The 21,909-nt window shown below is 70.0% G+C and carries 20 protein-coding genes; 11 read left to right on the top strand and 9 right to left on the bottom strand.

The features are described from left to right. Positions 1-29 precede the first annotated feature (29 nt). Positions 30-758, top strand: a complete 729-nt coding sequence (locus tag CF165_RS14665) for a TetR/AcrR family transcriptional regulator (RefSeq protein ID WP_205660863.1) — start codon at positions 30-32, stop codon at positions 756-758. 40 nt (positions 759-798) lie between these two features. Here the strand turns inward: CF165_RS14665 and CF165_RS14660 are convergent, their stop codons facing one another. Continuing rightward, positions 799-3,390, bottom strand: coding sequence for a glycoside hydrolase family 3 protein (locus tag CF165_RS14660; protein ID WP_093948057.1), 2,592 nt, complete (start codon positions 3,388-3,390; stop codon positions 799-801). Positions 3,391-3,638: 248 nt separating this feature from the next. Here CF165_RS14660 and CF165_RS14655 point away from each other — a divergent pair, with 248 nt between their 5' ends. Then, positions 3,639-4,049: a GNAT family N-acetyltransferase gene (locus CF165_RS14655; RefSeq protein WP_093948056.1), complete on the top strand. Its 411-nt coding sequence runs from the start codon at positions 3,639-3,641 to the stop codon at positions 4,047-4,049. Between the two features lie 10 nt (positions 4,050-4,059). Here CF165_RS14655 and CF165_RS14650 read toward each other — a convergent pair whose 3' ends face one another. Continuing rightward, positions 4,060-4,536, bottom strand: a complete 477-nt coding sequence (locus CF165_RS14650) for an Lrp/AsnC family transcriptional regulator (protein WP_093948468.1) — start codon at positions 4,534-4,536, stop codon at positions 4,060-4,062. A gap of 134 nt (positions 4,537-4,670) precedes the next feature. Here CF165_RS14650 and pdhA point away from each other — a divergent pair, with 134 nt between their 5' ends. Genes pdhA through CF165_RS14625 form a run of 5 tightly spaced genes read left to right on the top strand, consistent with a single transcriptional unit; the run spans position 4,671 to position 9,503 of the window. Next, the gene (gene pdhA, locus CF165_RS14645) at positions 4,671-5,747 is read left to right on the top strand and encodes a pyruvate dehydrogenase (acetyl-transferring) E1 component subunit alpha (protein ID WP_167441443.1); all 1,077 of its coding nucleotides are present in this window, start codon (positions 4,671-4,673) and stop codon (positions 5,745-5,747) included. Next, positions 5,747-6,742: an alpha-ketoacid dehydrogenase subunit beta gene (locus CF165_RS14640; RefSeq protein WP_093948055.1), complete on the top strand. Its 996-nt coding sequence runs from the start codon at positions 5,747-5,749 to the stop codon at positions 6,740-6,742. The genes pdhA and CF165_RS14640 overlap by 1 nt, the downstream gene beginning before the upstream one ends. Continuing rightward, positions 6,735-7,913: a dihydrolipoamide acetyltransferase family protein gene (locus tag CF165_RS14635; RefSeq protein ID WP_093948054.1), complete on the top strand. Its 1,179-nt coding sequence runs from the start codon at positions 6,735-6,737 to the stop codon at positions 7,911-7,913. The genes CF165_RS14640 and CF165_RS14635 overlap by 8 nt, the downstream gene beginning before the upstream one ends. Before the next feature lie 55 nt (positions 7,914-7,968). Further along, the gene (locus CF165_RS14630) at positions 7,969-8,517 is read left to right on the top strand and encodes a hypothetical protein (RefSeq protein WP_093948053.1); all 549 of its coding nucleotides are present in this window, start codon (positions 7,969-7,971) and stop codon (positions 8,515-8,517) included. Beyond that, on the top strand, positions 8,514-9,503 hold the full coding sequence (locus CF165_RS14625; protein ID WP_093948052.1) for a hypothetical protein: 990 nt from the start codon (positions 8,514-8,516) through the stop codon (positions 9,501-9,503). The genes CF165_RS14630 and CF165_RS14625 overlap by 4 nt, the downstream gene beginning before the upstream one ends. A gap of 221 nt (positions 9,504-9,724) precedes the next feature. On the opposite strand, the gene CF165_RS14620 is transcribed toward CF165_RS14625, so the two are convergent. The 6 genes from CF165_RS14620 to CF165_RS14595 form a co-directional block, all read right to left on the bottom strand. Then, complete coding sequence (locus CF165_RS14620) at positions 9,725-10,219, bottom strand: putative immunity protein (RefSeq protein ID WP_093948051.1); 495 nt, start codon at positions 10,217-10,219, stop codon at positions 9,725-9,727. A 38-nt stretch (positions 10,220-10,257) separates the two neighbouring features. Then, positions 10,258-11,391 carry an NAD(P)/FAD-dependent oxidoreductase gene (locus CF165_RS14615; protein WP_093948050.1) on the bottom strand — a complete coding sequence of 378 codons (1,134 nt, stop codon included), beginning with the start codon at positions 11,389-11,391 and terminating at the stop codon, positions 10,258-10,260. Beyond that, positions 11,388-11,708 carry a bifunctional 3-phenylpropionate/cinnamic acid dioxygenase ferredoxin subunit gene (locus CF165_RS14610; protein WP_093948049.1) on the bottom strand — a complete coding sequence of 107 codons (321 nt, stop codon included), beginning with the start codon at positions 11,706-11,708 and terminating at the stop codon, positions 11,388-11,390. The genes CF165_RS14615 and CF165_RS14610 overlap by 4 nt, the downstream gene beginning before the upstream one ends. Positions 11,709-11,889: 181 nt before the next feature. Further along, positions 11,890-13,557: a choline dehydrogenase gene (gene betA / locus CF165_RS14605; protein ID WP_093948048.1), complete on the bottom strand. Its 1,668-nt coding sequence runs from the start codon at positions 13,555-13,557 to the stop codon at positions 11,890-11,892. 8 nt (positions 13,558-13,565) lie between these two features. Further along, positions 13,566-15,134 carry an amino acid permease gene (locus CF165_RS14600; protein ID WP_093948047.1) on the bottom strand — a complete coding sequence of 523 codons (1,569 nt, stop codon included), beginning with the start codon at positions 15,132-15,134 and terminating at the stop codon, positions 13,566-13,568. A gap of 32 nt (positions 15,135-15,166) precedes the next feature. Beyond that, positions 15,167-16,627 (bottom strand): aldehyde dehydrogenase family protein, encoded by a 1,461-nt coding sequence (locus tag CF165_RS14595; RefSeq protein ID WP_093948466.1) that lies wholly within the window; start codon positions 16,625-16,627, stop codon positions 15,167-15,169. Between the two features lie 91 nt (positions 16,628-16,718). Here CF165_RS14595 and CF165_RS14590 point away from each other — a divergent pair, with 91 nt between their 5' ends. Then, positions 16,719-17,297: a TetR/AcrR family transcriptional regulator gene (locus CF165_RS14590; protein WP_093948046.1), complete on the top strand. Its 579-nt coding sequence runs from the start codon at positions 16,719-16,721 to the stop codon at positions 17,295-17,297. Positions 17,298-17,578: 281 nt separating this feature from the next. After that, positions 17,579-18,700 (top strand): aromatic ring-hydroxylating oxygenase subunit alpha, encoded by a 1,122-nt coding sequence (locus tag CF165_RS14585; RefSeq protein WP_093948045.1) that lies wholly within the window; start codon positions 17,579-17,581, stop codon positions 18,698-18,700. Here the strand turns inward: CF165_RS14585 and CF165_RS14580 are convergent. Beyond that, a complete protein-coding gene (locus CF165_RS14580; RefSeq protein WP_093948044.1) occupies positions 18,697-19,344 on the bottom strand; it encodes a GntR family transcriptional regulator in 648 nt (215 codons plus the stop codon). The two genes, CF165_RS14585 and CF165_RS14580, sit on opposite strands and share 4 nt — an antisense overlap. A gap of 73 nt (positions 19,345-19,417) precedes the next feature. On the opposite strand from CF165_RS14580, the gene glyA reads away from it, so the two are divergent. Next, on the top strand, positions 19,418-20,698 hold the full coding sequence (glyA, locus tag CF165_RS14575) for a serine hydroxymethyltransferase (protein ID WP_093948043.1): 1,281 nt from the start codon (positions 19,418-19,420) through the stop codon (positions 20,696-20,698). Further along, the gene (locus tag CF165_RS14570) at positions 20,695-21,906 is read left to right on the top strand and encodes a sarcosine oxidase subunit beta family protein (protein WP_093948042.1); all 1,212 of its coding nucleotides are present in this window, start codon (positions 20,695-20,697) and stop codon (positions 21,904-21,906) included. The genes glyA and CF165_RS14570 overlap by 4 nt, the downstream gene beginning before the upstream one ends. The last annotated feature ends 3 nt before the right edge of the window (positions 21,907-21,909 follow it).

Here is a 21,909-nt window from a genome sequence, read left to right as displayed (position 1 = left end):
ACAGTGTTCGCAATATCGAGGAGGTGACGGTGCCGTCGAACGACCACCCGGTGATCTGGATGCGTCCCGAACACGGGACACGGGGTCCGAAGCCCACCCACGGCCGGCGGGACGTGGCGGTCGCCGGGATCCGGATCGCCGACGCGGAGGGGATCGACGCCGTGTCGATGCGGCGGATCGCCGCCGAACTCGGCACCGGGACGACCTCGCTGTACCGGTACGTGTCCAAAAAGGACGACGTGCTGGAGCTGATGGGCGACGAGGTGATGGGGGAGCTGCGCGGCACGACGCTGCCGGGTGACTGGCGGGCCGACCTGCGCACCATCGCGCGCCTGCTGCGCGAGACGGCGCTGCGGCACCCGTGGCTGCCGTCGCTGTCCTCGGGCCGCGCCAACCACGGTCCGAACAGCCTGTGGTGGACGGAGCTGTCGCTGTCGGCGTTCGACGGCATGGACCTGGACACCGACGAAATGCTGGCCAACCTCAGCACGCTGTCGGCGTTCGTGCTCGGGCACGTGCTGGGGGAGCTGGGCGACCAGGAGGCGGCACGCCGGTCCGGGCTGACCCACGAGCAGTGGATGGAACAGCAGGGCGAGTACGGCCCGTCGATCATGAACAGCGGCGATTGGCCGAGGCTCACCCGAGTGATGATCGAGGCGAAGACCCCGCACGCCGCCGACCGGCAGGACCGGCTGTTCGAAGCGGGGCTGGCGCGGGTGCTGGACGGCCTGGCCGCCCACCTGCCGCCGCGGAAGTGAACCGGGCCGGGAGCGGAGTCCGCTCCCGGCCCGGTCGCCGTCAGGTCAAGCTCGAACAGGATCTCGCGTCAGGATCCTGAGCCCCCTTCGGTACCCACCGCACGTTCGCGAACGACGCCTGGAACGCGCCGTCGGTGTACACGAGGAACGGGGTGTTGATGTGCTCGAAGTCCAGCCCGTTGTTGAAGCAGGACACCGGGATCTTCACCGTCGTCTTCGCGCCGCCCGCCAGGTCGGTGAACAGCTTGGTCGCGTTCACCTCCGAGAAGCACGGGTAGACGCAGTGCATGCTGATCACCGTCCGGTTGGCCGGTGCCTGCTGCACGGTCGTGTCGAACTCCAGGGCCGCGTCGGCGTTCAGGTAGCCTCGCAGGTCGTTCGTGCCCGCCGTGTTCTGCATGTACAGCTGGGCCGCGCCGGCGCCGGTCCAGGTCGCCTTCAGGCCGTCGCCCTGCACGTTGACGTCGGTCGGGACGACGTTGATCTCGGTGTGCGCCGCCGTGCCGTCCGGGCCGATCACCGTGCCGCCCCAGTTCTCCGCCGAGCCGATCTGGCTGGTGTACGGCGGGACGTCGGTGCGGTCGAACAGCACCAGGTCCTCGGTCGCCGTGCCGCCGCCCCCGGTCGAGGTGCAGGACGCCGGCCCGGCCGTCTCGTCCAGCTGGCCGACCGTGGCGCGCTGCCCGGTCTTGAGGCCGTAGCCGAGCTTGAACAGCGGGTCGTAGCCCGGCGACCACGGGTTGAGCGGCGTCTGGCACGCACTCTTCGGCCACGAGTAGGACAGCGTGCCCCGGTAGCCGGTGCCGTCCTTGCCCTTGACCATCATGTCCGCGACGCCGCCGCCCTCGGTGCCGGGCAGCCAGGCCGCGACGAACGCGTCGGAGCGGTTGATCTCCTTGTTCATGTACAGCGGGCGGCCGCCGACGTACACGGTGACGACCGGGGTGCCCTTGCCGCTGACCTTGTCCAGCACCGCCAGGTCCTCGGGGTAGAGCTTCGCCGCCTCGAGCGACTTGCGGGTCAGGTCGCCGACGCCCTCGGCGTACGGCGTCTCGCCGATGACGGCGATGACCGCGTCGAAGCCCTTGGGGTCGACGGTCCCGGTGGCGTCGAAGGTGACGTTCGCGTCGCCGAGGTCCTGCTTGAGCCCGGCGAGGATCGAGGTCGCGTTCGGGAAGTCGGCGTTGGTGTTGCCGGTGCCCTGCCAGCTCAGCGTCCAGCCGCCGGTCTGGTTCGGGATGTTGTCGGCGCTCTTGCCGACGACGAGGACCTTCGACGCCGGCTTGAGCGGCAGCACGTTGCCGTTGTTCTTCAGCAGCGTCTGCGACTCGCGGACGGCGTCGCGCGCCAGCCAGTTGTCCTTCAGCGCCTCGTCGGAGTTGGCGTAGGACCGGTCGGACGGCTTCTGCGACTCGAACAGGCCGTCACGCAGCTTGACACGCAGGATGCGCGTCACCGCGTCGTCGATGCGCGACATCGGGATCTGGCCGCTCTGCACCTGCGCGACGGTGTTGGTGATGAACGCCTTCCAGTCGTTCGGCACCATCACCAGGTCGATACCGGCATTGATCGCCTGCGGGCAGGACGAGTTCGTGCAGCCGGGAACCTGGCCGATGGCGTTCCAGTCGGACACGAGCAGGCCGTCGAAGCCGATCTTGCCCTTGAGGATCTGGTTCAGCGCCTTGTCGCTGCCGGTCAGCTTGCCCTCGTTGATGCCGAGGTCGGGGTTGGTCCAGCTGTTGAACGACACCATCACGGTCTGGGCGCCGGCGGCGATGGCGCCGTAGTAGCCCTGGCCGTGGATGTTGATCATGTCGGCTTCGGACGAGGGGTTGACGCCCTGGTCCTGACCGTTGATGGTGCCGCCGTCGCCGATGAAGTGCTTGGCGGTGGCGATCACGCCGCTGCCGCCGATGCGCTTGGTGGCGCCGTCCTGGAGGCCGTTGATGGCCTCGAAGCCGTAGGCGCGGGTGATGCGCGGGTCCTCGGAGAAGCCTTCGTAGGTGCGGCCCCAGCGGTCGTCCTGCACGACGGCCAGCGTCGGCGAGAAGGCCCAGTCCTGGCCGGTCGCGCGGATCTGCCGGGCGGTGGCGCCGGCGACGTCGCGGACCAGGCACGGGTCGTGCGCGGCCCCCAGGCCGATGTTGTGCGGGAAGACGGTGGTGCCGTAGACGTTGTTGTTGCCGTGCACGGCGTCGATGCCCCAGATGACCGGGATCTTCGTCCGGCTGGTCTTCGAAGCGTTCCAGTAGGAATCGGCGAGGTTCAGCCAGTCCTGCTGGGTGGCGTGCTTGTTCGCGCCGGGCCACGAGCCGCCGCCGTTGAGGACGGACCCGATGGCGTACTGGCGGACCTCGTCGGGCGTGATGGCGGCGATTTCGGGCTGCGTCATCTGCCCGACCTTCTCCTCCAGGGTCATGCCCTGGAGGATCTGGGCGATCCGCGCCTCGTCGTCGCCCTTGCCCTTGAAGCGGCTGTCGACCTTCGGCCAGTCGGCGAGGGTCGGCAGGCTCTTTTCGATCTTGGCGCAGCCGTCCTTGTCCTTGGCGGGCTGCCCGATCACGGGCTGAGCCGGTGTGTCGGCTTGGGCCGGTGTCGCCTGCGCGACCCCGCCCAGCAGGCTCAGGCTCATCAGCGTGACGAGCGAACTTCGGCGCGCACGGGACCACGCGCGGGATCTTCTGGCCATGGTCTGGTCCATTCTGCGATGAACGGCGGACCGGCTGATCCTCATCGGCCGCGCGGGCGGCGTCAAGCGTTTCGATTGTTTGGACGGCCTGTTAATTCTCGACATAAAATAAGAGTCGCTCGGTGGTGGGGCCACGCTTAACGCGTAATGCTCTTGCGGTCAAGGGCACTGGCGGGCAAAGGTGCTGCCCCATGGACATCCGCCAGGTGGTCTCGCTCGATCCGCTCCTGGCGGCCGGGCACCTGTTCGACGATCCCCCGCGTCCGGACGCCGCCGAGCGCTTCCTCGCTGCCGAAGGCCACCACCTGCTGGTCGCGTACGTGGACGACGTCCCGGCGGGCATGGTGACCGGGGTGGAGACGACCCACCCGGACAAGGGCACCGAGATGTTCCTGTACGAACTGGGCGTCGACGACGGCTTCCGCGGGCGGGGCCTCGGCCGGTCGTTGGTGACGGCGCTCGCGGAACTGGCTCGCGAGCGCGGCTGTTACGGCATGTGGGTCGTCACCGAAGGGGACAACGCGGCGGCGAACGCGACCTACCGCGCGGCCGGCGGGGTTGCCGAGGAAGGACAGACGGTCTTGGCGTGGACGTTCGGCTGAGCGCGCGGGATCAGCTCAGCACCGAACCCGGCAGCTCCTCGAAGATCAGCCAGGTCCGCGTCGAGCGCACGCCGTCGAGGGCCTGCAGCCGTTCCAGGACGACGTCCCGGAGCGTCGAGTTGTCCGGGGCGCGGACCAGCAGCAGGATGTCGAAGTCGCCGCCGACCAGGGCCACGTGGTCGACGTACGGGATTTCGTGGAGGTCCGTCGCCATCGTGCGCCAGGACGTCTGCTCGACCGTCACCATGATGTAGGCCGACGTGCCCAGGCCCGCCCGGCGTGGATCGATCCGGGCCCCGAAGCCCGTGATCACGCCCTCCGCCAGCAGACGCTCCAGCCGGGCGTACGCGTTCGTCCGTGAGATGTGCAGGCGCTCCGCCAGTGCGCGCACCGCCAGCCGGCCGTCCGCGGACAGCTCCGCCAGCATCGCCCGGTCGACGTCGTCCAGGACCGGAACCGTTCGTCCCGGAAGACCCCCGTGAGCCAGGACACCAGTGGACGTTTGGTCCGACGGAGAGGTCGTGGGAGACCGTTTGTCGCTCATTTTCGCCAACCCTTGAACACAACACCGCCGAGAACCACCATTTCAGCATCATATGTCTGCGAGAGGTGGTGTGCGTCATGGTCGCGGAGACCCTGCTGCCGTCCGCGTCGCCGGTGCGGTTCGTCGCCGAGGACGGGACGCCCGCCGGCCGGCACGGCGCGTACGCCGAGCCCCCGGAGAGCCTCCTCAAGGAGGCCTACCGGCTGATGGTCCTGGGCCGCCGGTTCGACGTCCAGGCGACCGCGCTCACCAAGCAGGGCCGCCTCGCCGTCTACCCCTCCAGCGCCGGCCAGGAGGCGTGTCAGGTCGCCGCCGCGCTGGTGCTGAACGAGCACGACTGGCTCTTCCCGACCTACCGCGACTCCGTCGCCCTCGTCGCCCGCGGCCTGAAGCCCGGCGAAGTCCTGACACTGCTTCGCGGCGACGCGCACTGCGGCTACAACCCCGCCGAGACGCGCGTAGCCCCTCAGTGCACTCCGCTCGCGACGCAGACTCTGCACGCCGCCGGGCTGGCCCACGCGATGCAGCGACGTGGCGAAGACGGCGTCGCGCTCGCGCTCATCGGAGACGGCGCCACCAGCGAAGGCGACTTCCACGAAGCGCTCAACTTCGCGGCCGTCTTCAAGGCGCCCGCGGTGTTCTTCGTGCAGAACAACCGCTACGCCATTTCGGTGCCGTTCGAGAAGCAGAGCGCCGCGGCCGCGTTGGCGTACAAGGGCATCGGCTACGGCATGCGTTCGGAACAGGTCGACGGCAACGATGCCGTCGCGGTCCTCGCCGTCCTCGGCGACGCAGTGAAGCACGCCCGCGAAGGCCGTGGGCCCGTCCTCGTCGAGGCGCACACCTACCGCATCGACTCGCACACCAACGCCGACGACGCCACCCGCTACCGCGAAGCCGGCGAAGTCGAGAGGTGGCGCGAAGCGGACCCGCTGAAGCGGCTCGAGACCTACCTCAAGGGCCGGGAAGCCTTGCAGGAAAACGAAATCGAGCAGTTCAAGGCCGACGCCGAGACGTTCGCGCAGTCCGTCCGCGACGCCCTGAACGCCGAACCCGAGCTCGACCCGATGTCGCTGTTCGACCACGTTTACGCCGAGCCGACCCGCCAGCTCGAAGCCCAGCGGGCGATGGTGCACGCGGAACTGGAGGCCTGATGACGACCACGATGGCGCAGGCGCTCAACGCGGCCCTGCGGGACGCGCTCAAGGACGACGACCGCGTGCTCGTGTTCGGCGAGGACGTCGGCACGCTCGGCGGTGTCTTCCGGGTCACCGACGGCATCACCGCCGACTTCGGCGAGGACCGCTGCTTCGACACGCCGCTGGCGGAGTCCGGCATCGTCGGGTTCGCCGTCGGGATGGCGATGGGCGGGTTCCGCCCGGTCGTCGAGATGCAGTTCGACGCTTTCGCCTACCCGGCGTTCGAGCAGATCACCTCGCACGTGGCGAAGCTGCGCAACCGCACGCGTGGCGCGCTTTCGCTGCCCATGGTGATCCGCATCCCCTACGCCGGCGGCATCGGCGGCGTCGAGCACCACTGCGACTCCAGCGAGGCCTACTACACCCACACGGCGGGCTTGCGCGTCGTCACGCCGGGCACCGCGCAGGACGCGTACGACCTGCTTCGCGACGCCATCGAGTCACCCGACCCGGTGATCTTCCTCGAGCCGAAGTGCCGCTACTGGTCGGCCGAGGAGGTCAGCTTCACCCGCTCCGGCCCGGCCATGGACCAGGCCGTGATCCGGCGCCCCGGCAAGGACGTCACGCTCATCGCGTACGGCCCGATGGTCGCCACCGCGATGGAGACCGCCGAGGCCGCGACGGCCGAGGGCTGGGACGTCGAGGTCGTCGACCTGCGTTCGCTGTCGCCGTTCGACGACGAAACCGTGACGGCTTCCGTGCGCCACACCGGACGCGCGGTCGTCGTGCACGAAGCCGCGGGCTTCGGCGGCTACGGCGCCGAGGTCGTCGCGCGCGTCACCGAGCAGTGCTTCCACCAGCTGCACGCGCCCGTCCTCCGGGTGACCGGCCTCGACATCCCGTACCCGGCGCCGAAGCTCGAGCGCCACCAGCTGCCGGACGTCGACCGGATCCTCGACACGATCGCCCGGCTGCAGTGGGACGACACCCCGGTGGTGGCCGGTGCCTGACTTCCTGCTGCCGGACCTCGGCGAAGGCCTGACCGAGGCGGCGATCGTGGACTGGCGGGTCGAGGTCGGCGACACCGTCGACGTCGACCAGGTCGTCGTCGAGGTCGAGACGGCGAAAGCGGCGGTCGAGGTGCCGGTGCCGTTCGCCGGCGTGGTGTCCGCGCTGCACGGCGAGCCGGGGCAGCTGCTGCCGGTCGGCGCGCCGCTGCTGAGCGTCGGCGGACTTGCCGAACCCGGGGTCACTTCCGGGAGCGGGAACGTCCTGATCGGGTACGGCACCGCGCCCGCTACGCGGCGCAAGCGTGCCCGGCGTGCGGTGAGTGCCCCGGCACCGGCGCGGCCGAAGCAGGCGCCCGGCGTGATCTCGCCGTTCGTCCGGAAACTGGCCGCCGACAACGGGATCGACCTCGCGAAGGTCACCGGCACCGGCCCGGACGGGATCATCCGCCGCTCCGACGTCGAGACGCTGCTGAAGAAGCCCGCTGAGGGCGGCAGGCGGATCCCGCTCACCGGCGTCCGCAAGGCCGTCGCCGACAAGCTGACGACGTCGCGGCGCGAGATCCCGGAAGCGACGGTCTGGGTGGACGTCGACGCGACCGGGCTGGTCGCCGCGCGGGCGGAACTGAATGCCAAGACGGACCGGCCGGTGAGCCTGCTCGGCCTGATCGCGCGGTTCGCCGTCGCGGGCCTTCGCCGGTACCCCGAGCTGAACTCGCGCGTCGAAGGCGACGAGATCGTGCTGCTCGACAAGATCCACCTCGGCTTCGCCGCGCAGACCGGGCGCGGCCTGGTGGTGCCGGTCGTACGGGACGCGGGCGAGCTGTCCACCCGGGAGCTTTCGGCGGCGATCGGCGACCGCGCACGCACCGCGCGGGACGGCAAGCTCGCGCCCGCCGACCTCACCGGCGGCACCTTCACCGTGAACAACTACGGCGTCTTCGGCGTCGACGGCTCGGCCGCGATCATCAACCACCCGGAGGCGGCGATCCTCGGCATCGGCCGGATCATCGACCGCCCGTGGGTCGTCGACGGCGCACTGGCGGCCCGGAAGGTGTGCGAGCTGACGCTGGCCTTCGACCACCGCGTCTGCGACGGCGGCACGGCGGGCGGGTTCCTGCGGTTCGTCGCCGACTGCGTCGAATCGCCGGTCACCGCTCTCGGCGACCTGTGACGACTCACCGGCCGAGTTGGCCGGTGGTGACGGCCGTGGCACTTAAAGTGTTCGCGTGACGACTCCGGCCCAGCACGACCGCGACCTCGCGGAAGGGCGCGTCGCCCGGCTCAAGCAGGACCTGCGGGACGGGCTGGCGACCCCGCCCGAGGACGTCGCGACGATGGACGAGCTGGTCGCGACGGCCCACCGGCTGCTGGACGCGGAGCTGGCGTTCGACGAGGCCAAGCACCGGCTCGCCAACGCCGAGCTCGAGTCCCGGCACGCGGCGACACAGCGCGCGGTCGTGTACTTCGCGGCCGCGCCGGTGCTGGTGCCGCTGGTCGCCGGGGCGCTGGTGCTGTTCGAGGTGCTTTCGCCGCTGTGGCTGTTCGCGCTGGTCCCGCTGTTCGCCGCGGGCCTGTGGATCGGCTTCGGCCCGGTCCGCCGCGTCGCCGACGTCATCCGCGAGCGGCGGCGGGGCGCGTGGGCGGGCAGCGTCACGGCGGCGGTGCTGGTCCCGGCGCTGGTCCCGTGGTCCGCGGCTGCCGTCTTCACCAGCCTGACGGCGGTGGGCGTCGCGGGCACGTGCGCGCTGCTGTGGCGGGAAAGCCGGATCCCATGAGCCACGGCTACGCGACCTACGGCGACGATCCCGAGTTCTCGCAGGACTACTACGAGGAGCCCGCCGAACTGGCGCGCAGAGACCTCGACGAGCTGTTCGCGACGGTCGACGGCCTGCGCGCGGCGGTGGAGGAGACCGACGATCGCCTGCGTCAGGACGTCGCCGCCCTGACCGACCGCCTCGACCGCGGCGAGGGCGGCCGCCAGGAGGACCGGCTGGACCTCTTCGGCCGGCAGCTGGAGCGGCTGCAGCAGCAGGTGCAGGCCCTGGAGCGCGCGGTGCGCGTGGCCGACGGCGTGCCGCGGGCCGACCTCGACGACGTCGGCGCGGAGACCCGGGCGCTCGCGGCCGAGGCGGCGCGCTGGGACGACCTGCACAAGGAGCTCGTCACGAAGGAGCAGCGGGCCAGGTACGCGGAGGAGATCACGCACCTGGACACGGTGCGCGGGGCGCTTTTGCGGTGCGATGCCGACCTGCTGGAGGTCATCGGCGTGTTGGCGTCGACGGACCGCGCTTCCCGGGGCCGCGGCGACGCGGAGTCGCGGCTGCGGGCGTTGACGACCCGGCGCCGGACGCTGCTGGACGAGGAGATCCCGGCGGCTGTCGCGGCGGCGGACCAGGCGAAGCTGGCGTTGCGCGAGGCCGACGCGGTCGAGGCCAGGGTGGTGCCGCAGCTGGAACGCGCCGAGCGCGCGTGGCACGACCTGCAGGTCCGGCTGCGGACCCGGATCACCGACGCGCTCGGGTCGAACGCCCTGCTGCCGGCGTGGTTCGGCCACGCGCTGGGGGTGGCGCCGCCGTCAGGCACCTCGGGCGACGCGTGGATCCGGACCGCCGCGTCGGTGCTGGCGTACCGGGTGACGTTCGGGGTGAGCGATCCGGCGCTGCCGTTGGGGCCGCCGGCTCTGGAAGGGGTGGACACGACGGAGCGGCGGTGGACCTGGCGGGCCCGGCTGGAGTCCGATTTGGACGAACTCTCGCGCTAGGCAGCAGCTCGCCGGCAGGGGTCCGGCACAGTCTTGTCGTTGCAGGTAGCACTCATTGACCCACCACCCCGAAGCCGGATTGTGACTACGGACGGCAGCACCGCGTCAAGGCGGGAAAGCGTGCCTTGACCCGGCGCTACCGTCCGTGTTCTGGCTTCGTATCGGGGTGGCAGGGGAGGTCTGGGTGGGGTGCCGGTTATGGCCGGGCTGTGGACAACTCGTCACGGCTGTCCGCGGAGGGCCGTCTCCAGCCTGCGGTGCAACTCGCCAAGGCGAGTCCGGCCCGGTTTGCCCGTGGGAAAGCGGCGCAGCAGTTCGCGAACCTCCGGCGGGGCCTGCGAGAGGGCCCACTCGATCTCCTCCTCCGCGGAACCGCCGGACAGCTCGCGGGCCAGCGCCGCCTGCTGGGCCGGGCCCACTATGTGCTTGACCTGGTGGGGAGATGCCAAGGGATGCAGGTAGGCCGCACCTGCGGCCCCGACCGCCGCGCGGGCCGCCGCCGAAGCCGCCGGATCGGCGGTCGCGCCGGCCGCCGCCAGTGCCGCCCATGCCGCCGTGCGCAGGGCCTTGGTGCGTGGGCCGCCCGCGGCGAATTCCCGCGCCGCCGAGATCGCCGCGGCCGGGCGTGGGTCGTCCGGGATCAGCGGCAGGACCCGGGAGGCGCAGGCCGCGGCCCAGCCCGTCAACGCCCGTAGCTCGTCAAGACTCAGCTCCATGCCCCTGAAGCGTATCTTTGAACCGCCGGTTGAGACTTTCAGACGACGGCCGGGCGGCGCAGGGCCTGCCGCCGCAGGCGGTTGAACAGCTTGGCGTTGTTCAACGCGAAGACCCCGACCGTCACGCCGTCCCGCGAGAACGTCGCCACGAACGAACCCGACGACGGATCGCCGTCCACGTAGGTGAGCGTGTCGTCCGGGCGCGGATGCCCGGCCAGCTGCAAGGTCCCCGAGTACTGGTCCGACCAGACGTATCCGCTGGGCGTGTACGTGCGCGCGGTGTGCCCGGCCAGCAGGTTCGCCACCGCGACCGGTGCCTGCTCCGACGCGTTCGTCCAGTGCTCGTGCCGCCGTCCCCCGTACCGGGCGACATCGCCCACGGCCACGACCTGAGGCAGCGACGTCACCAGCCCCGCGTCCGTGTGGACGCCGTCGCCGACCTTCAAACCCGAGCCCGCCAGCCACCGGGTCGCCGGTGTCATCCCGACGCCCGTCACGACCACGTCGGCCGGGACCAGCTCGCCCGACGCCAGCTCGACTCCGGCCGGGGAGAGCCCGGAAACCTGGACTCCGCAACGCAGGTCCGTGCCGTGGTCGAGGTGCAGCCGGGCGCAGACAGCGGCCAGCGAAGGGCCCAGCACCGGCGCCAGCGGAGCGTCCAAAGCTTCCAGGACGACGACGTCGAGGCCGAGGGAACGGCACGTCGAGGCCACCTCGGCCCCGATGAACCCGGCCCCGACGACGACCACGCGGGCCCCGGCGACCAAAGCTGCGCGCAAAGCCAGAGCGTCGTCGAGAGTCCGCAGCGTGTGGGCGCCCTCGAAGCCCGGCAGCGTGCGCGCGTGGCCGCCGGTGGCGACGACGACGCCGTCCGCGTGCACCGACGTCCCGTCCGACAGCAGCACGCGGCGGTTGGCCGGTTCCAGTGCCGTGGCCCGGACACCCAGCCGGAAGTCCAGGGCCAGGGACGCCAGATCGCCCGCGTCGAGCAGGTCCAGCGACTCGCGCGAGGCCGTTCCGGCGAGGAAGCCCTTGGACAGCGGCGGCCGGTCGTAGGGCAGGTGCGTTTCCGAGCCGATCAGCACGATCCCGCCGTCGTACCCCTGCGCGCGCAGCTCCTGCGCCGCGCGGACCCCGGCGAGCGAAGCGCCGACGACCGCGACGCGCTTCACGCGGCGTCCTCGTTCGCCACGCCCTGGACGTAGATCACGCCTTCGTCGACGACCACGGCGTACGTGCGCACCGGGTCCTTCGCCGGCAGGCAGGTCGGCATGCCCGTGCGCAGGTCGAACAGCGCCGCGTGCAGCGGGCACTCGACGAAGCAGCCTTCGAGCCAGCCGTCGGCCAGGGAGGCATCCTGGTGCGTGCACGTGTCGCCGATGGCGTACAGCTCGCCGTCCTCGGTGTGGAACACCGCGATGGCGGGCGGGCCGGGGATCCGGACCGACTCACCGGGGGGCAGCTCGTCCACCGTGCACGCGCGAATCATGGCGCCTCCGAGGTGTTGCGCATGGGGGAACATCAACTGTGATACGCAACAAGTCTGAGTGTCGTCCGAACCCTCGTCAAGGGGATACGCTCCGGTAGTTTTCCGTTACCGCGTAACGGTGTTTCCGGGCACGCCGAAGGCCCGTACCGGGGATGGCGGTACGGGCGCGACGACGTCCGGGTCAGCGAGCGGCGGCTTCCCCGTGCCGGTAGAACGGCAGCTTGATCGGGTCCAGGGGGGTGTTGCCGAGGATGAGGTCGGCCGCCTTCTCGGCGGTCATCATCACCGGCGCGTAGATGTTGCCGTTGGTCACGTACGGCATGACCGACGCGTCGACCACGCGCAGGCCTTCGGTGCCGTGCACGCGCATGCTCTGCGGGTCGACGACGGACTTCTCGTCGACGCCCATCTTCGCGGTGCACGACGGGTGCAGCGCCGTCTCGGCGTCCTTGGCGACCCAGTCGAGGATTTCCTCGTCCGTCTCCACCGACGGCCCCGGCGAGATCTCCCCGCCGTTGTACGGCTCCAGCGCGGGCTGGTTGAGGATCTTCCGCGCCACCCGGACGGCCTCGACCCACTCCTTGCGGTCGTTTTCGGTCGACAGGTAGTTGAACTTGATGGCCGGGTGCTGCCGCGGGTCGGTCGAGGTGATCTTCACCGAGCCGCGGGTGTCGGCGTACATCGGGCCGACGTGCACCTGGTAGCCGTGCCCTTCCGTGGGCGCCGATCCGTCGTAGCGGATCGCCACCGGCAGGAAGTGGAACATCAGGTTCGGGTACTTCACCTCGTCGTTGGACCGGACGAACCCGCCGCCCTCGAAGTGGTTGGTGGCGGCCGGTCCGGACCGCAGGAAGAGCCACTGCGCGCCGATGTAGGGCCGCTTCCACTTCGCCAGCGACGGCTGCATCGAAACCGGCTGCTTGCAGGCGTACTGGATGTACACCTCCAGGTGATCCTGCAGGTTCTCGCCGACGCCCGGCAGGTCCTTCACGACGTCGATGCCGAGCTTCTCCAGGTCGGCGGCGTTGCCGACGCCGGAGAGCTGCAGCAGCTGCGGGGTGTTGATCGCGCCGCCGCAGAGGATGATCTCCTTGCCGTACACCTCACCCGGCACACCGCGGCCCTGCGAATACTCGACGCCGACCGCGCGGGTGCCGTCGAAGAGGACCTGCGACACGAACGCGCGGGTCTTCACCGTGAGGTTGGGCCGGTCCATCACGGGGTGCAGGTACGCGCCGGCGGCGGACAGCCGCCGTCCTTTTCGGACGTTCCGGTCGAACGCCGCGAAGCCCTCCTGCTTGTAGCCGTTGACGTCGTCGGTGCGCGGGTAGCCCGCTTCCTCGGCTGCGTCGAAGAAGGCGGTGAACAACGGGTTCGACGCCGGGCCGCGCTCCAGCTCCAGTGGTCCGTCGTGGCCGCGCCACTGGCCGTCCGGCGGATCCGCGAGGCAGTTCTCCATCCGGTTGAAGTACGGCAGGCAGTGCGCGTAGTCCCAAGTGGACATCCCGGGATCACTCGCCCAGCGCTCGTAGTCCATCGGGTTGCCGCGCTGGAAGATCATCCCGTTGATGCTGGACGACCCGCCGAGCACCTTGCCGCGCGCGTGGTAGACGCGACGGCGGTTCAGGTACGGCTCGGGCTCGCTGCGGTAGCCCCAGTCGTAGAACTTCGACCCGATCGGGAAGGTCAGCGCGGCCGGCATGTGGATGAAGACGTCCCACTTGTAGTCCGACCGGCCCGCTTCCAGGACGAGGACCTTGTTCGCGGGGTCGGCCGACAGCCGGTTCGCCAGCGCGCAGCCCGCCGAGCCGCCGCCGACGATGACGAAGTCGTAGGTATCGGAACTCATGCGTCCTCCTAGCCGGGCAGGGAATCCGGAGCCGCGTCGGGCATGTGTTCGGGGCTGGTGTGCGCCGAGCCCCAGGTGTGGCGCCGGACGTACAGCATGATCGCACCGATGATCACGATCAGCGCGGTGACGATCACCGCGCCCCACTGGAAGTACCAGTGGTCGGAGCCGTAGACCTCGGCCCGCGGCCAGATCAGGTTGACCGTCATGGCCGCGCCGTAGACCACCGCGACCAGGTTCACCAGCGTGCCCCAGCGGCCCAGCTTGAAGTACGGCCCGTGCTCCGGCCGCGGCCAGCCGCCGCGCAGGCGCCGGACGAGCATCGGGCCGGTGACCATCAGGTAGGGGATGTAGAACAGGATGATCGCCGTCGAGGTCAGGATGAAGAACGCCCGCTGGTTGCCGAGGTTGATCAGCAGTACGACGACGGTGAGGCCGCCGGTGAGCAGCGCGGGCAGCACCGGGGTCTTGGACCGCGGCGACACCTTCGCCATCGCGTTGCTGAACGGCAGGCGGCCGTCGCGGGCCATCGCCCACGTCATCCGGATGGCGGCGGTCTGCACGGCGAGGCAGCAGACGGTGATCGCGATCGCCGAGCAGATCAGGAACGCGTCGCCCAGTCCTTCGCCGAGGGTGCTCTTCAGCAGGTACGGCATGCCGGACGTGCTCAGCTCCTTGGCGCTCAGGTCGCCGACGGCCATCATGCCGAACAGCATGATCAGCCCGCCCACGATGAACGCCGCGGTGATGGCGCGCAGGATCGCGCGCGGGGCGTGCCGCCGCGGCTGGGTGGTCTCCTCGGCCAGCGAACCCGCGGTGTCGAAGCCGTAGAAGACGTACGCGCTCATCAGCGACGCCACCAGGAACGCCCCGAGGTACCCGAACGAGTGACCCTCGCCGGTGCCGGCGGTGTCGAAGACCAGGCCCGGACCGCGCTTGATGTGGATGGCCAGCGCGATCACGAGCAGGACGCTCGCGCCGAGTTCGACGGCGACCCCGAAGTTGTTGATCTTCGCCATCAGCTTGACGCCGATGATGTTGATGATCGTGGCGAACACCACCAGCACCAGGGCCAGGATGATGGCGTTCTGCGCGCCACCGGGCGTCGACGTCAGGCCGGCGTCGTCGTCGCTGCCGACGATCTGGAACGCGGTCGACACCTGCGGCAGGATGATCTGGTAGGCGACCGCGACGGCCGCCGCCGTCACGATCGCGCCGATGATCATGATCCAGCCGGCCAGCCACGACGTCGCGGGTTTCGCGATCTGCTTGGCCCACTGGTACACCGAGCCGGCGAGCGGGAACTGCCCGGCCAGCTCGGCGAAGCACAGGGCGACCGCCGCCTGGCCGACGAAGACCAGTGGCCACGTCCAGATGAACGCCGGGCCGCCCGAGCCGAAGCCGAAGAAGAACAGCTGGAACACGCCGGTGAGGATGGAGATGTAGCTGAACCCGGCGGCGAAGCTGGAGAACGACCCGAGCGAGCGCTCGAGCTCCTGGCGGTAGCCGAACTTTTCGAGTTCGGAGCTGTCGTCCGGAGCAGGCCCCCCGCCCGCCGGTATTTCCTGAGTGGTCATGGCAACGTCCTCACGTGGTGGGGGAGGGGAATTCAGCCTTTGAACCAGTGCTGCGGAACGGGATCGATGTTCTGGTAGATGTGCTTGCTCTCCTGGTACTCGGCCAGCCCGGACGGCCCGAGCTCGCGGCCGATACCCGATTTGCCGAAACCACCCCACTCCGCCTGCGGCAGGTAGGGGTGGTAGTCGTTGATCCACACGGTGCCGTGGCGCAGGGCCCCGGCCACCCGCTGGGCGCGGGACGCGTCCGACGTCCACACGGCTCCGGCGAGCCCGTACTCGGTGTCGTTGGCCAGCGCGATCGCGTCGGCCTCTTCGGTGAACCGTTCCACGGTGACGACCGGGCCGAAGACCTCTTCCCGGACGATCGCCATGTCCCGGGTGCAACCGGAAAAAACGGTCGGGCGCAAGAAGAAGCCGCTTTCGTACTCCGGTCCCTCCGGCCGTTTGCCGCCCGCTTCGAGTTTCGCGCCCGCTTCGAGGGCGCTCTCGATGTAGCCCTCGACCTTCGCGCGGTGCTGAGCCGAAACGAGCGGGCCCGTCTCGGTCTCCGGGTCCAGGCCGTTCCCGACGCGGATCCGGTCGGCGCGCGCGGCGAGGTCCGCGACGAACCGGTCATGGATTCCATCTTGGACGATCAGCCGCGCGCCCGCTGAACAGACTTGTCCGGAATGGACGAACGCCGCCATCAGGGCGTAGTCGAGCGCGGTTTCGTAGCCGGCGTCGTCGAACACCACGTTCGGGTTCTTGCCGCCGAGCTCGAGGGCGACGCGGCGGACACCCTTGGCGGCGGCGGTCATGATCTTCTCGCCGGTCGCGTAGCCGCCCGTGAAGGAGACGAGGTCGACGGCCGGGTGCTCGACCATCGCCGCGCCGACGCGGCCGTCGCCGAGCAGGAGGTTGACGACGCCGGGTGGCGTGCCGGCCTCCTCGAGGAGGGCGACCAGCTTGATCGTCGTCAGCGGGGTGACTTCACTCGGCTTGAGGACCACGGTGTTGCCCGCGGCGAGGGCGGGCGCGACCTTCCACGACATCTGGAGCAGCGGGTAGTTCCACGGCGCGATCAGGGCGCAGACGCCGACCGGTTCGTGCACGATCCGGCTGACGACGGTCGCGCTGCCCGCGTCGACCAGGCGTCCGGCGTCCTTGTCGGCGAGGTCGGCGTAGTAGCGGAAGACGTTGGTGACGTCGTCGATGTCGATGCGGCCTTCGCCCAGCGTCTTGCCGGTGTCGAGGCTCTCGGTGCGGGCGAGTTCTTCGCGGTCGCGGACCAGGAGGTCGGCGGTCTTGCGGAGGAGCCCGGCGCGTTCACCGGCGGTGGTGCGGCGCCACGGGCCCTCGTCGAAGGCCCGCCTGGCGGCTCTGACGGCGGCGTCGACCTCGGCTTTCCCCGCTTCGGCGACGGTCACGACGACCTCGCCGGTGGCCGGGTTCAGGACGTCGGAGTGGGTGCCGGCGTCCGTCCAGATGCCGTCGATGTGGAGGTCCTTCATGCGGCCCTTCCCGGATCGGTAGTGGCTGCTCGGTGCCTTGAGTGCGTACATTTGTACGCGAAGTGTGTACAGATGTCCACAAGGGGGTTTGATGACGAACAGCGAACCCGGCGCGACGAGGCGCCGCGGTCCGAACGACCCCGAACGGCGCGCGCGGATCGCCAAGGCGGCGATCGAGGTGGTCGCCCAGCGCGGGATCGACGGGGTCACGCACCGTTCGGTGGCGGCGGCGGCCGGCGTCCCGCTCGGCTCGACGACCTACCACTTCGCGACGCTGGACGACCTCCTGGAAGTCGCCCTGCACGAGGCGGCCGAGAAGAACGTCCACGCGCTGAAGGAGTGGGAGTCCGCGCTCCCGCCCGACGCCGACTTCGCCGCGGCGCTCGCCGACCTGGTGATGGGCTACATCAACGAGCAGTACCGCGACACGGTCGTCGAGTACGACCTGTACGTCGCGGCCCTGCACCGGCCGGCGCTCCGCAAGGCGAGCGCGGCCTGGGACGACGCGCTCATCGCGTTCTTCGGCTCCCGCACCGACCCCCTGACCGGCCGTCTCCTGGCGGGCCTGTTCTGCGGCCTCCTGATGCAGGCCGCCCTGGCCGACCCCCGTCCCACCCGCGACGAGATCGAAACCCTCTTCCGCCGAGCCATCAACGGCCCCGCCATGTGACGGAACCACCGACACGCGTGATGGGGAAGCCGACACGCGTGATTGAAGGGTCGACACGGCGAACGAGGACCGGCGAGCCGTGTCGACCCTCTGATCACGCGTGTCGACCTTTTAATCACGCGAGTTGACCCTTTGGTCACGCCGTGTGGGTGAAACGCCTGGGGGCGTTGAAAAACCTGGGTTGACATGGTCCCGGGCGGGAGTCACTCTGTTCCGGAGTGTGCAACTAGACGCGTTCTGCGCAACTGCTCCCGTCCTGATCCGCGGAGAGGACCACGCCGGTGACCACAACCGATCTGCCGCCGAGCCTGCTCGCCACGCTGCCCGGCTCCTCCTACACCGATCCGGCGGTCTTCGCGCTGGAGCAGGCGAAGATCTTCGAGGCCGGCTGGTTCTGCGCCGTGCGCAGCGCCGACCTGCCGTCGCCCGGGTCGTTCGAGACCGTGCAGATCGGCAAGGAGAGCGTCCTGGTCGCGCGGGGCCGGGACGGGCGGCTCAACGCCTTCCTCAACGTCTGCCGCCACCGCGGCGCCCGGCTCTGCACGTCCGAGACGGGGACCGTCAAGCGCGCCTTCCAGTGCCCGTACCACGCCTGGACGTACGGCCTCGACGGCAAGCTCATCGCCGCGCCCAACCTCACCGGGATGCCGGACGTCGACCGCACCGAGTTCGGCCTCACGAAGCTCCACCTGCGTGAGTGGCTCGGGTACGCCTGGGTCTGCCTGGCCGACGAGCCGCCGTCGTTCGAAGAGACCGTCGTCGGCGCGGTCACCGAACGCCTCGGAAGCGCCGAAGAGATCGACGCCTACGGCATCGACGGCCTGGCGCTGGGCAAGCGCATCGACTACGACGTGAAGGCGAACTGGAAGCAGATCATCGAGAACTTCATGGAGTGCTACCACTGCGCGACGATCCACCCGGAGCTCACCGAGGTCCTCCCGGAGTTCGCCGACGGGTACGCCGCGCAGTACTACGTCGGCCACGGCGCCGAGTTCGGCGGCGACATCAAGGGCTTCACCGTCGACGGCGGCGAAGGTGTCGACCGGCTCCCCGGTGTCACCGAAGCCCAGGACCGCAAGTACTACGCCATCACCATCAAGCCGCAGGTCTTCGTCAACCTCGTCCCGGACCACGTCATCCTCCACCGGATGTTCCCGCTGGCCCCGGACCGGACGCTGGTGCGCTGCGACTGGCTCTACCTGCCCGAAGTCGTCGAATCCGGCACGGACCTGACGCGCTCGGTCGAGCTGTTCCACCGCGTCAACCTGCAGGACTTCGAGGCCTGCGAGCGCTGCCAGCTGGCGATGGACTCACGCTCGTACGTCAACGGCGGGGTGCTCGTGCCCAGCGAGCACCACATCGCCGCGTTCCACGACTGGGTCCGAGCGAGACTGGCGGTCTAGATCAACGCGCGGATGGCGGCCTCGAAGCCGGAGACGTGCTCGAGCGTGAGGGCGGCGGCCTTCTCGGCGTCGCCCTCGATGATCGCGGTGAGGAGCGGGACGTGCTCGTCGACGTGGCCGGCCATCCCGGACAGCCGGGGCACGAACACGCACCAGATCCGGGTCGCGAGGTTGTCGTACCGGATCAGCGTGTCCTCGAGGAACGGGTTGTGCACGCACCGGTAGATCGCCCGGTGCAGGGCGAGGTCGGTGCGCAGCAGCTCGGCGTTGTCCTCGCTCGGGACGCCGGTGTCGAGCTGCGCGCGCAGCTCGGTGAGCGTCGCCCGGTCGGCGTCTGTGGCACGCGAAGCCGCGGCCGCCGTGGCCATCGGCTCCAGCGTGCGCCGCACCTCGGAGATGTGCGCGAGGTCGGAGATGTTGACGTCGGTGGCGAACGTCCCGCGCCGCGGGTACGCGACGACCAGGCGTTCGGACTCCAGCCGTTTCAACGCCTCGCGGATCGGCGTCCGGCCCATGCCGAGCGCGGTACCGAGCTCCTCCTCGTTGATGGGCGAGCCCGGCGGGATGTCGAGCATGACCAGGCGGTCGCGGACGAAGAGGTACGCCTGTTCCGCCAGGGAGGGGGGATTGACCTGTGGGTGCACGCCGCTTAGCCTACATCGACGATTGATATATCAGAAGTCGACCAGACGATGTTTTGATCGGACGGAGCTGCGGATGACCGCGACGATCGACCAGCACGTGCTCAACCGGTTCCTGGCCGACTTCGACCCGGCGGTGGCCGAGGCGATCGATGCCGAGCTGCGCCGGCAGCAGTCGACGCTGGAGATGATCGCCAGCGAGAACTTCGCACCGCTGAGCGTGCTGCAGGCCCAGGGCTCGGTGCTCACCAACAAGTACGCCGAGGGCTACCCCGGACGTCGCTACTACGGCGGCTGCGAGCACGTCGACGTGCTCGAACAACTCGCGATCGACCGCGTCAAGGCGCTCTTCGGCGCGGAGTTCGCCAACGTCCAGCCACACTCGGGCGCGCAGGCCAACGCCGCCGCGATGGCCGCGCTCCTCAAGCCGGGCGACAAGATCCTCGGGCTGTCGCTGGCCCACGGCGGCCACTTGACGCACGGCATGCGGATCAACTTCTCCGGCCTGCTCTACGACGTCGCCGCCTACGAAGTGTCCGAAAAGGACTACCGGGTCGACATGGCGGAGGTCGAACGGCTGGCGAAGGACCACCGGCCGAAGCTGATCATCGCCGGCTGGTCGGCCTACCCGCGTCAGCTCGACTTCGCCCGGTTCCGGGAGATCGCCGACGAGGTCGGCGCGTACCTCATGGTCGACATGGCGCACTTCGCCGGTCTGGTCGCCGCGGGGCTGCACCCGTCGCCGGTCCCGCACGCGCACGTCACGACGACCACCACGCACAAGACCCTCGGCGGCCCGCGCGGCGGTGTGGTGCTCACCAACGACCCCGCGCTGGCCAAGAAGGTCAACTCCGCGGTGTTCCCCGGCCAGCAGGGTGGGCCCCTCGAACACGTCATCGCGGCCAAGGCGGTCGCGTTCAAGATGGCCGCCGAACCGGAGTTCGCCGAACGTCAGCAGCGGACGCTCCGCGGCGCGAAGATCATCGCCGAGCGGTTGCGGGCCGAAGATCGCATCTCCGTGCTGACCGGCGGCACCGACGTCCACCTCGTGCTCGTCGACCTGCGCCACTCCGAACTGGACGGCAAGCAGGCCGAGGACCGCCTCCACGAAGTCGGCATCACGGTCAACCGCAACGCCGTCCCGTTCGACCCGCGGCCGCCGATGGTCACTTCGGGTCTCCGCATCGGCACCCCGGCGCTGGCCACGCGCGGCTTCGGCGACGCCGAGTTCCGCGAAGCGGCCGACGTCATCGCCGAGGCGCTCAGGCCCGGCTTCGACGCCGAAAGCCTTCGCGCCCGCGTCACCGCGCTGGCCGAGGCGTTCCCGCTGTACCCGCTACTGGGAGAGGCCCGATGACCGACCTGCCGGAGCACCCGGACTTCCTCTGGGACAACCCCGAGCCCAAGAAGGCGTACGACGTCATCGTGGTCGGTGGCGGCGGGCATGGCCTGGCCACGGCGTACTACCTCGCGAAACGCGGCATCACCAACGTCGCCGTGCTGGAGAAGGGCTGGCTCGCCGGCGGCAACATGGCCCGCAACACCACGATCATCCGCTCCAACTACCTCTGGGACGAGAGTTCCGGCATCTACGAGCACTCCCTCAAGCTGTGGGAAGGACTCGAAGAGGACCTCGGCTACCCCATCCTGTTCAGCCAGCGCGGGGTGCTGAACCTGGCGCACAGCCTGCAGGATGTCCGCGACAGCGTCCGCCGCGTCGAGGCCAACAAGCTCAACGGCATCGACGCCGAATGGGTGGACGCCGACGGCGTCAAGGAGATCTGCCCGATCGTCAACACCTCCCCGGACGTCCGCTACCCGGTGCTGGGCGCGACCTTCCAGCCGCGCGCGGGCATCGCGAAGCACGACTACGTCGCGTGGGGCTTCGCGCGGGCCGCGCACGAGATGGGCGTCGACCTCATCCAGAACTGCGAGGTCACCGGAATCTCCACAGTGGACGGCCGGGTCACCGGCGTCGAGACGTCGAGGGGCCGGATCGCCGCGGGCAAGGTCGCGCTGTGCGCCGCCGGGCACTCGTCGGTGCTGGCCCGCATGGTGGGCCTGGACCTGCCGCTCGTGTCGCATCCCTTGCAGGCCCTGGTGTCCGAGCTGCTGGAGCCGGTCCACCCGACGGTCGTCATGTCGAACGCCGTGCACGTCTACGTCTCCCAGGCGCACAAGGGCGAACTCGTGATGGGCGCGGGCATCGACAGCTACAACGGCTACGGCCAGCGCGGCTCGTTCCACATCATCGAGCAGCAGATGGCGGCCGCGCTGGAGCTGTTCCCGGTGTTCGCGCGGGCGCACCTGCTGCGGACGTGGGCGGGCATCGTCGACGTCAGCCCGGACGCCTCGCCGATCATCGGGCTCACGCCGGTCGAGAACCTGTTCCTCAACTGCGGCTGGGGCACCGGCGGCTTCAAGGCCACCCCGGGTGTCGGGGACGTCTTCGCGCACACCATCGCCCGCGGAAAGCCCCACGAGTACGCCGAACCGTTCAGCCTGGACCGGTTCACCACCGGTGCCCTCGTCGACGAGCACGGCGCCGCCGCCGTGGCCCATTAGGAG

It is taken from the genome of Amycolatopsis vastitatis, assembly GCF_002234595.1.
Classification (GTDB): Bacteria; Actinomycetota; Actinomycetes; order Mycobacteriales; family Pseudonocardiaceae; genus Amycolatopsis; species Amycolatopsis vastitatis.
The sequence above is the reverse complement of the archived record's forward strand: the minus strand, read 5'-3'. Positions and strand labels throughout refer to the sequence as shown.

What these genes read in the sequence shown, in the direction of transcription:
- CF165_RS14620 (WP_093948051.1), bottom strand. Translation starts at nt 10,219, where the DNA reads ATGGAGCTGAGTCTTGACGAGCTACGGGCGTTGACGGGCTGGGCCGCG.
- CF165_RS14590 (WP_093948046.1), top strand. Translation starts at nt 16,719, where the DNA reads ATGACGAACAGCGAACCCGGCGCGACGAGGCGCCGCGGTCCGAACGAC.
- pdhA (WP_167441443.1), top strand. Translation starts at nt 4,671, where the DNA reads ATGGTCGCGGAGACCCTGCTGCCGTCCGCGTCGCCGGTGCGGTTCGTC.
- CF165_RS14600 (WP_093948047.1), bottom strand. Translation starts at nt 15,134, where the DNA reads ATGACCACTCAGGAAATACCGGCGGGCGGGGGGCCTGCTCCGGACGAC.
- CF165_RS14570 (WP_093948042.1), top strand. Translation starts at nt 20,695, where the DNA reads ATGACCGACCTGCCGGAGCACCCGGACTTCCTCTGGGACAACCCCGAG.
- CF165_RS14660 (WP_093948057.1), bottom strand. Translation starts at nt 3,390, where the DNA reads ATGAGCCTGAGCCTGCTGGGCGGGGTCGCGCAGGCGACACCGGCCCAA.
- CF165_RS14610 (WP_093948049.1), bottom strand. Translation starts at nt 11,708, where the DNA reads ATGATTCGCGCGTGCACGGTGGACGAGCTGCCCCCCGGTGAGTCGGTC.
- CF165_RS14625 (WP_093948052.1), top strand. Translation starts at nt 8,514, where the DNA reads ATGAGCCACGGCTACGCGACCTACGGCGACGATCCCGAGTTCTCGCAG.
- CF165_RS14595 (WP_093948466.1), bottom strand. Translation starts at nt 16,627, where the DNA reads ATGAAGGACCTCCACATCGACGGCATCTGGACGGACGCCGGCACCCAC.
- CF165_RS14655 (WP_093948056.1), top strand. Translation starts at nt 3,639, where the DNA reads ATGGACATCCGCCAGGTGGTCTCGCTCGATCCGCTCCTGGCGGCCGGG.
- CF165_RS14640 (WP_093948055.1), top strand. Translation starts at nt 5,747, where the DNA reads ATGACGACCACGATGGCGCAGGCGCTCAACGCGGCCCTGCGGGACGCG.
- betA (WP_093948048.1), bottom strand. Translation starts at nt 13,557, where the DNA reads ATGAGTTCCGATACCTACGACTTCGTCATCGTCGGCGGCGGCTCGGCG.
- glyA (WP_093948043.1), top strand. Translation starts at nt 19,418, where the DNA reads ATGACCGCGACGATCGACCAGCACGTGCTCAACCGGTTCCTGGCCGAC.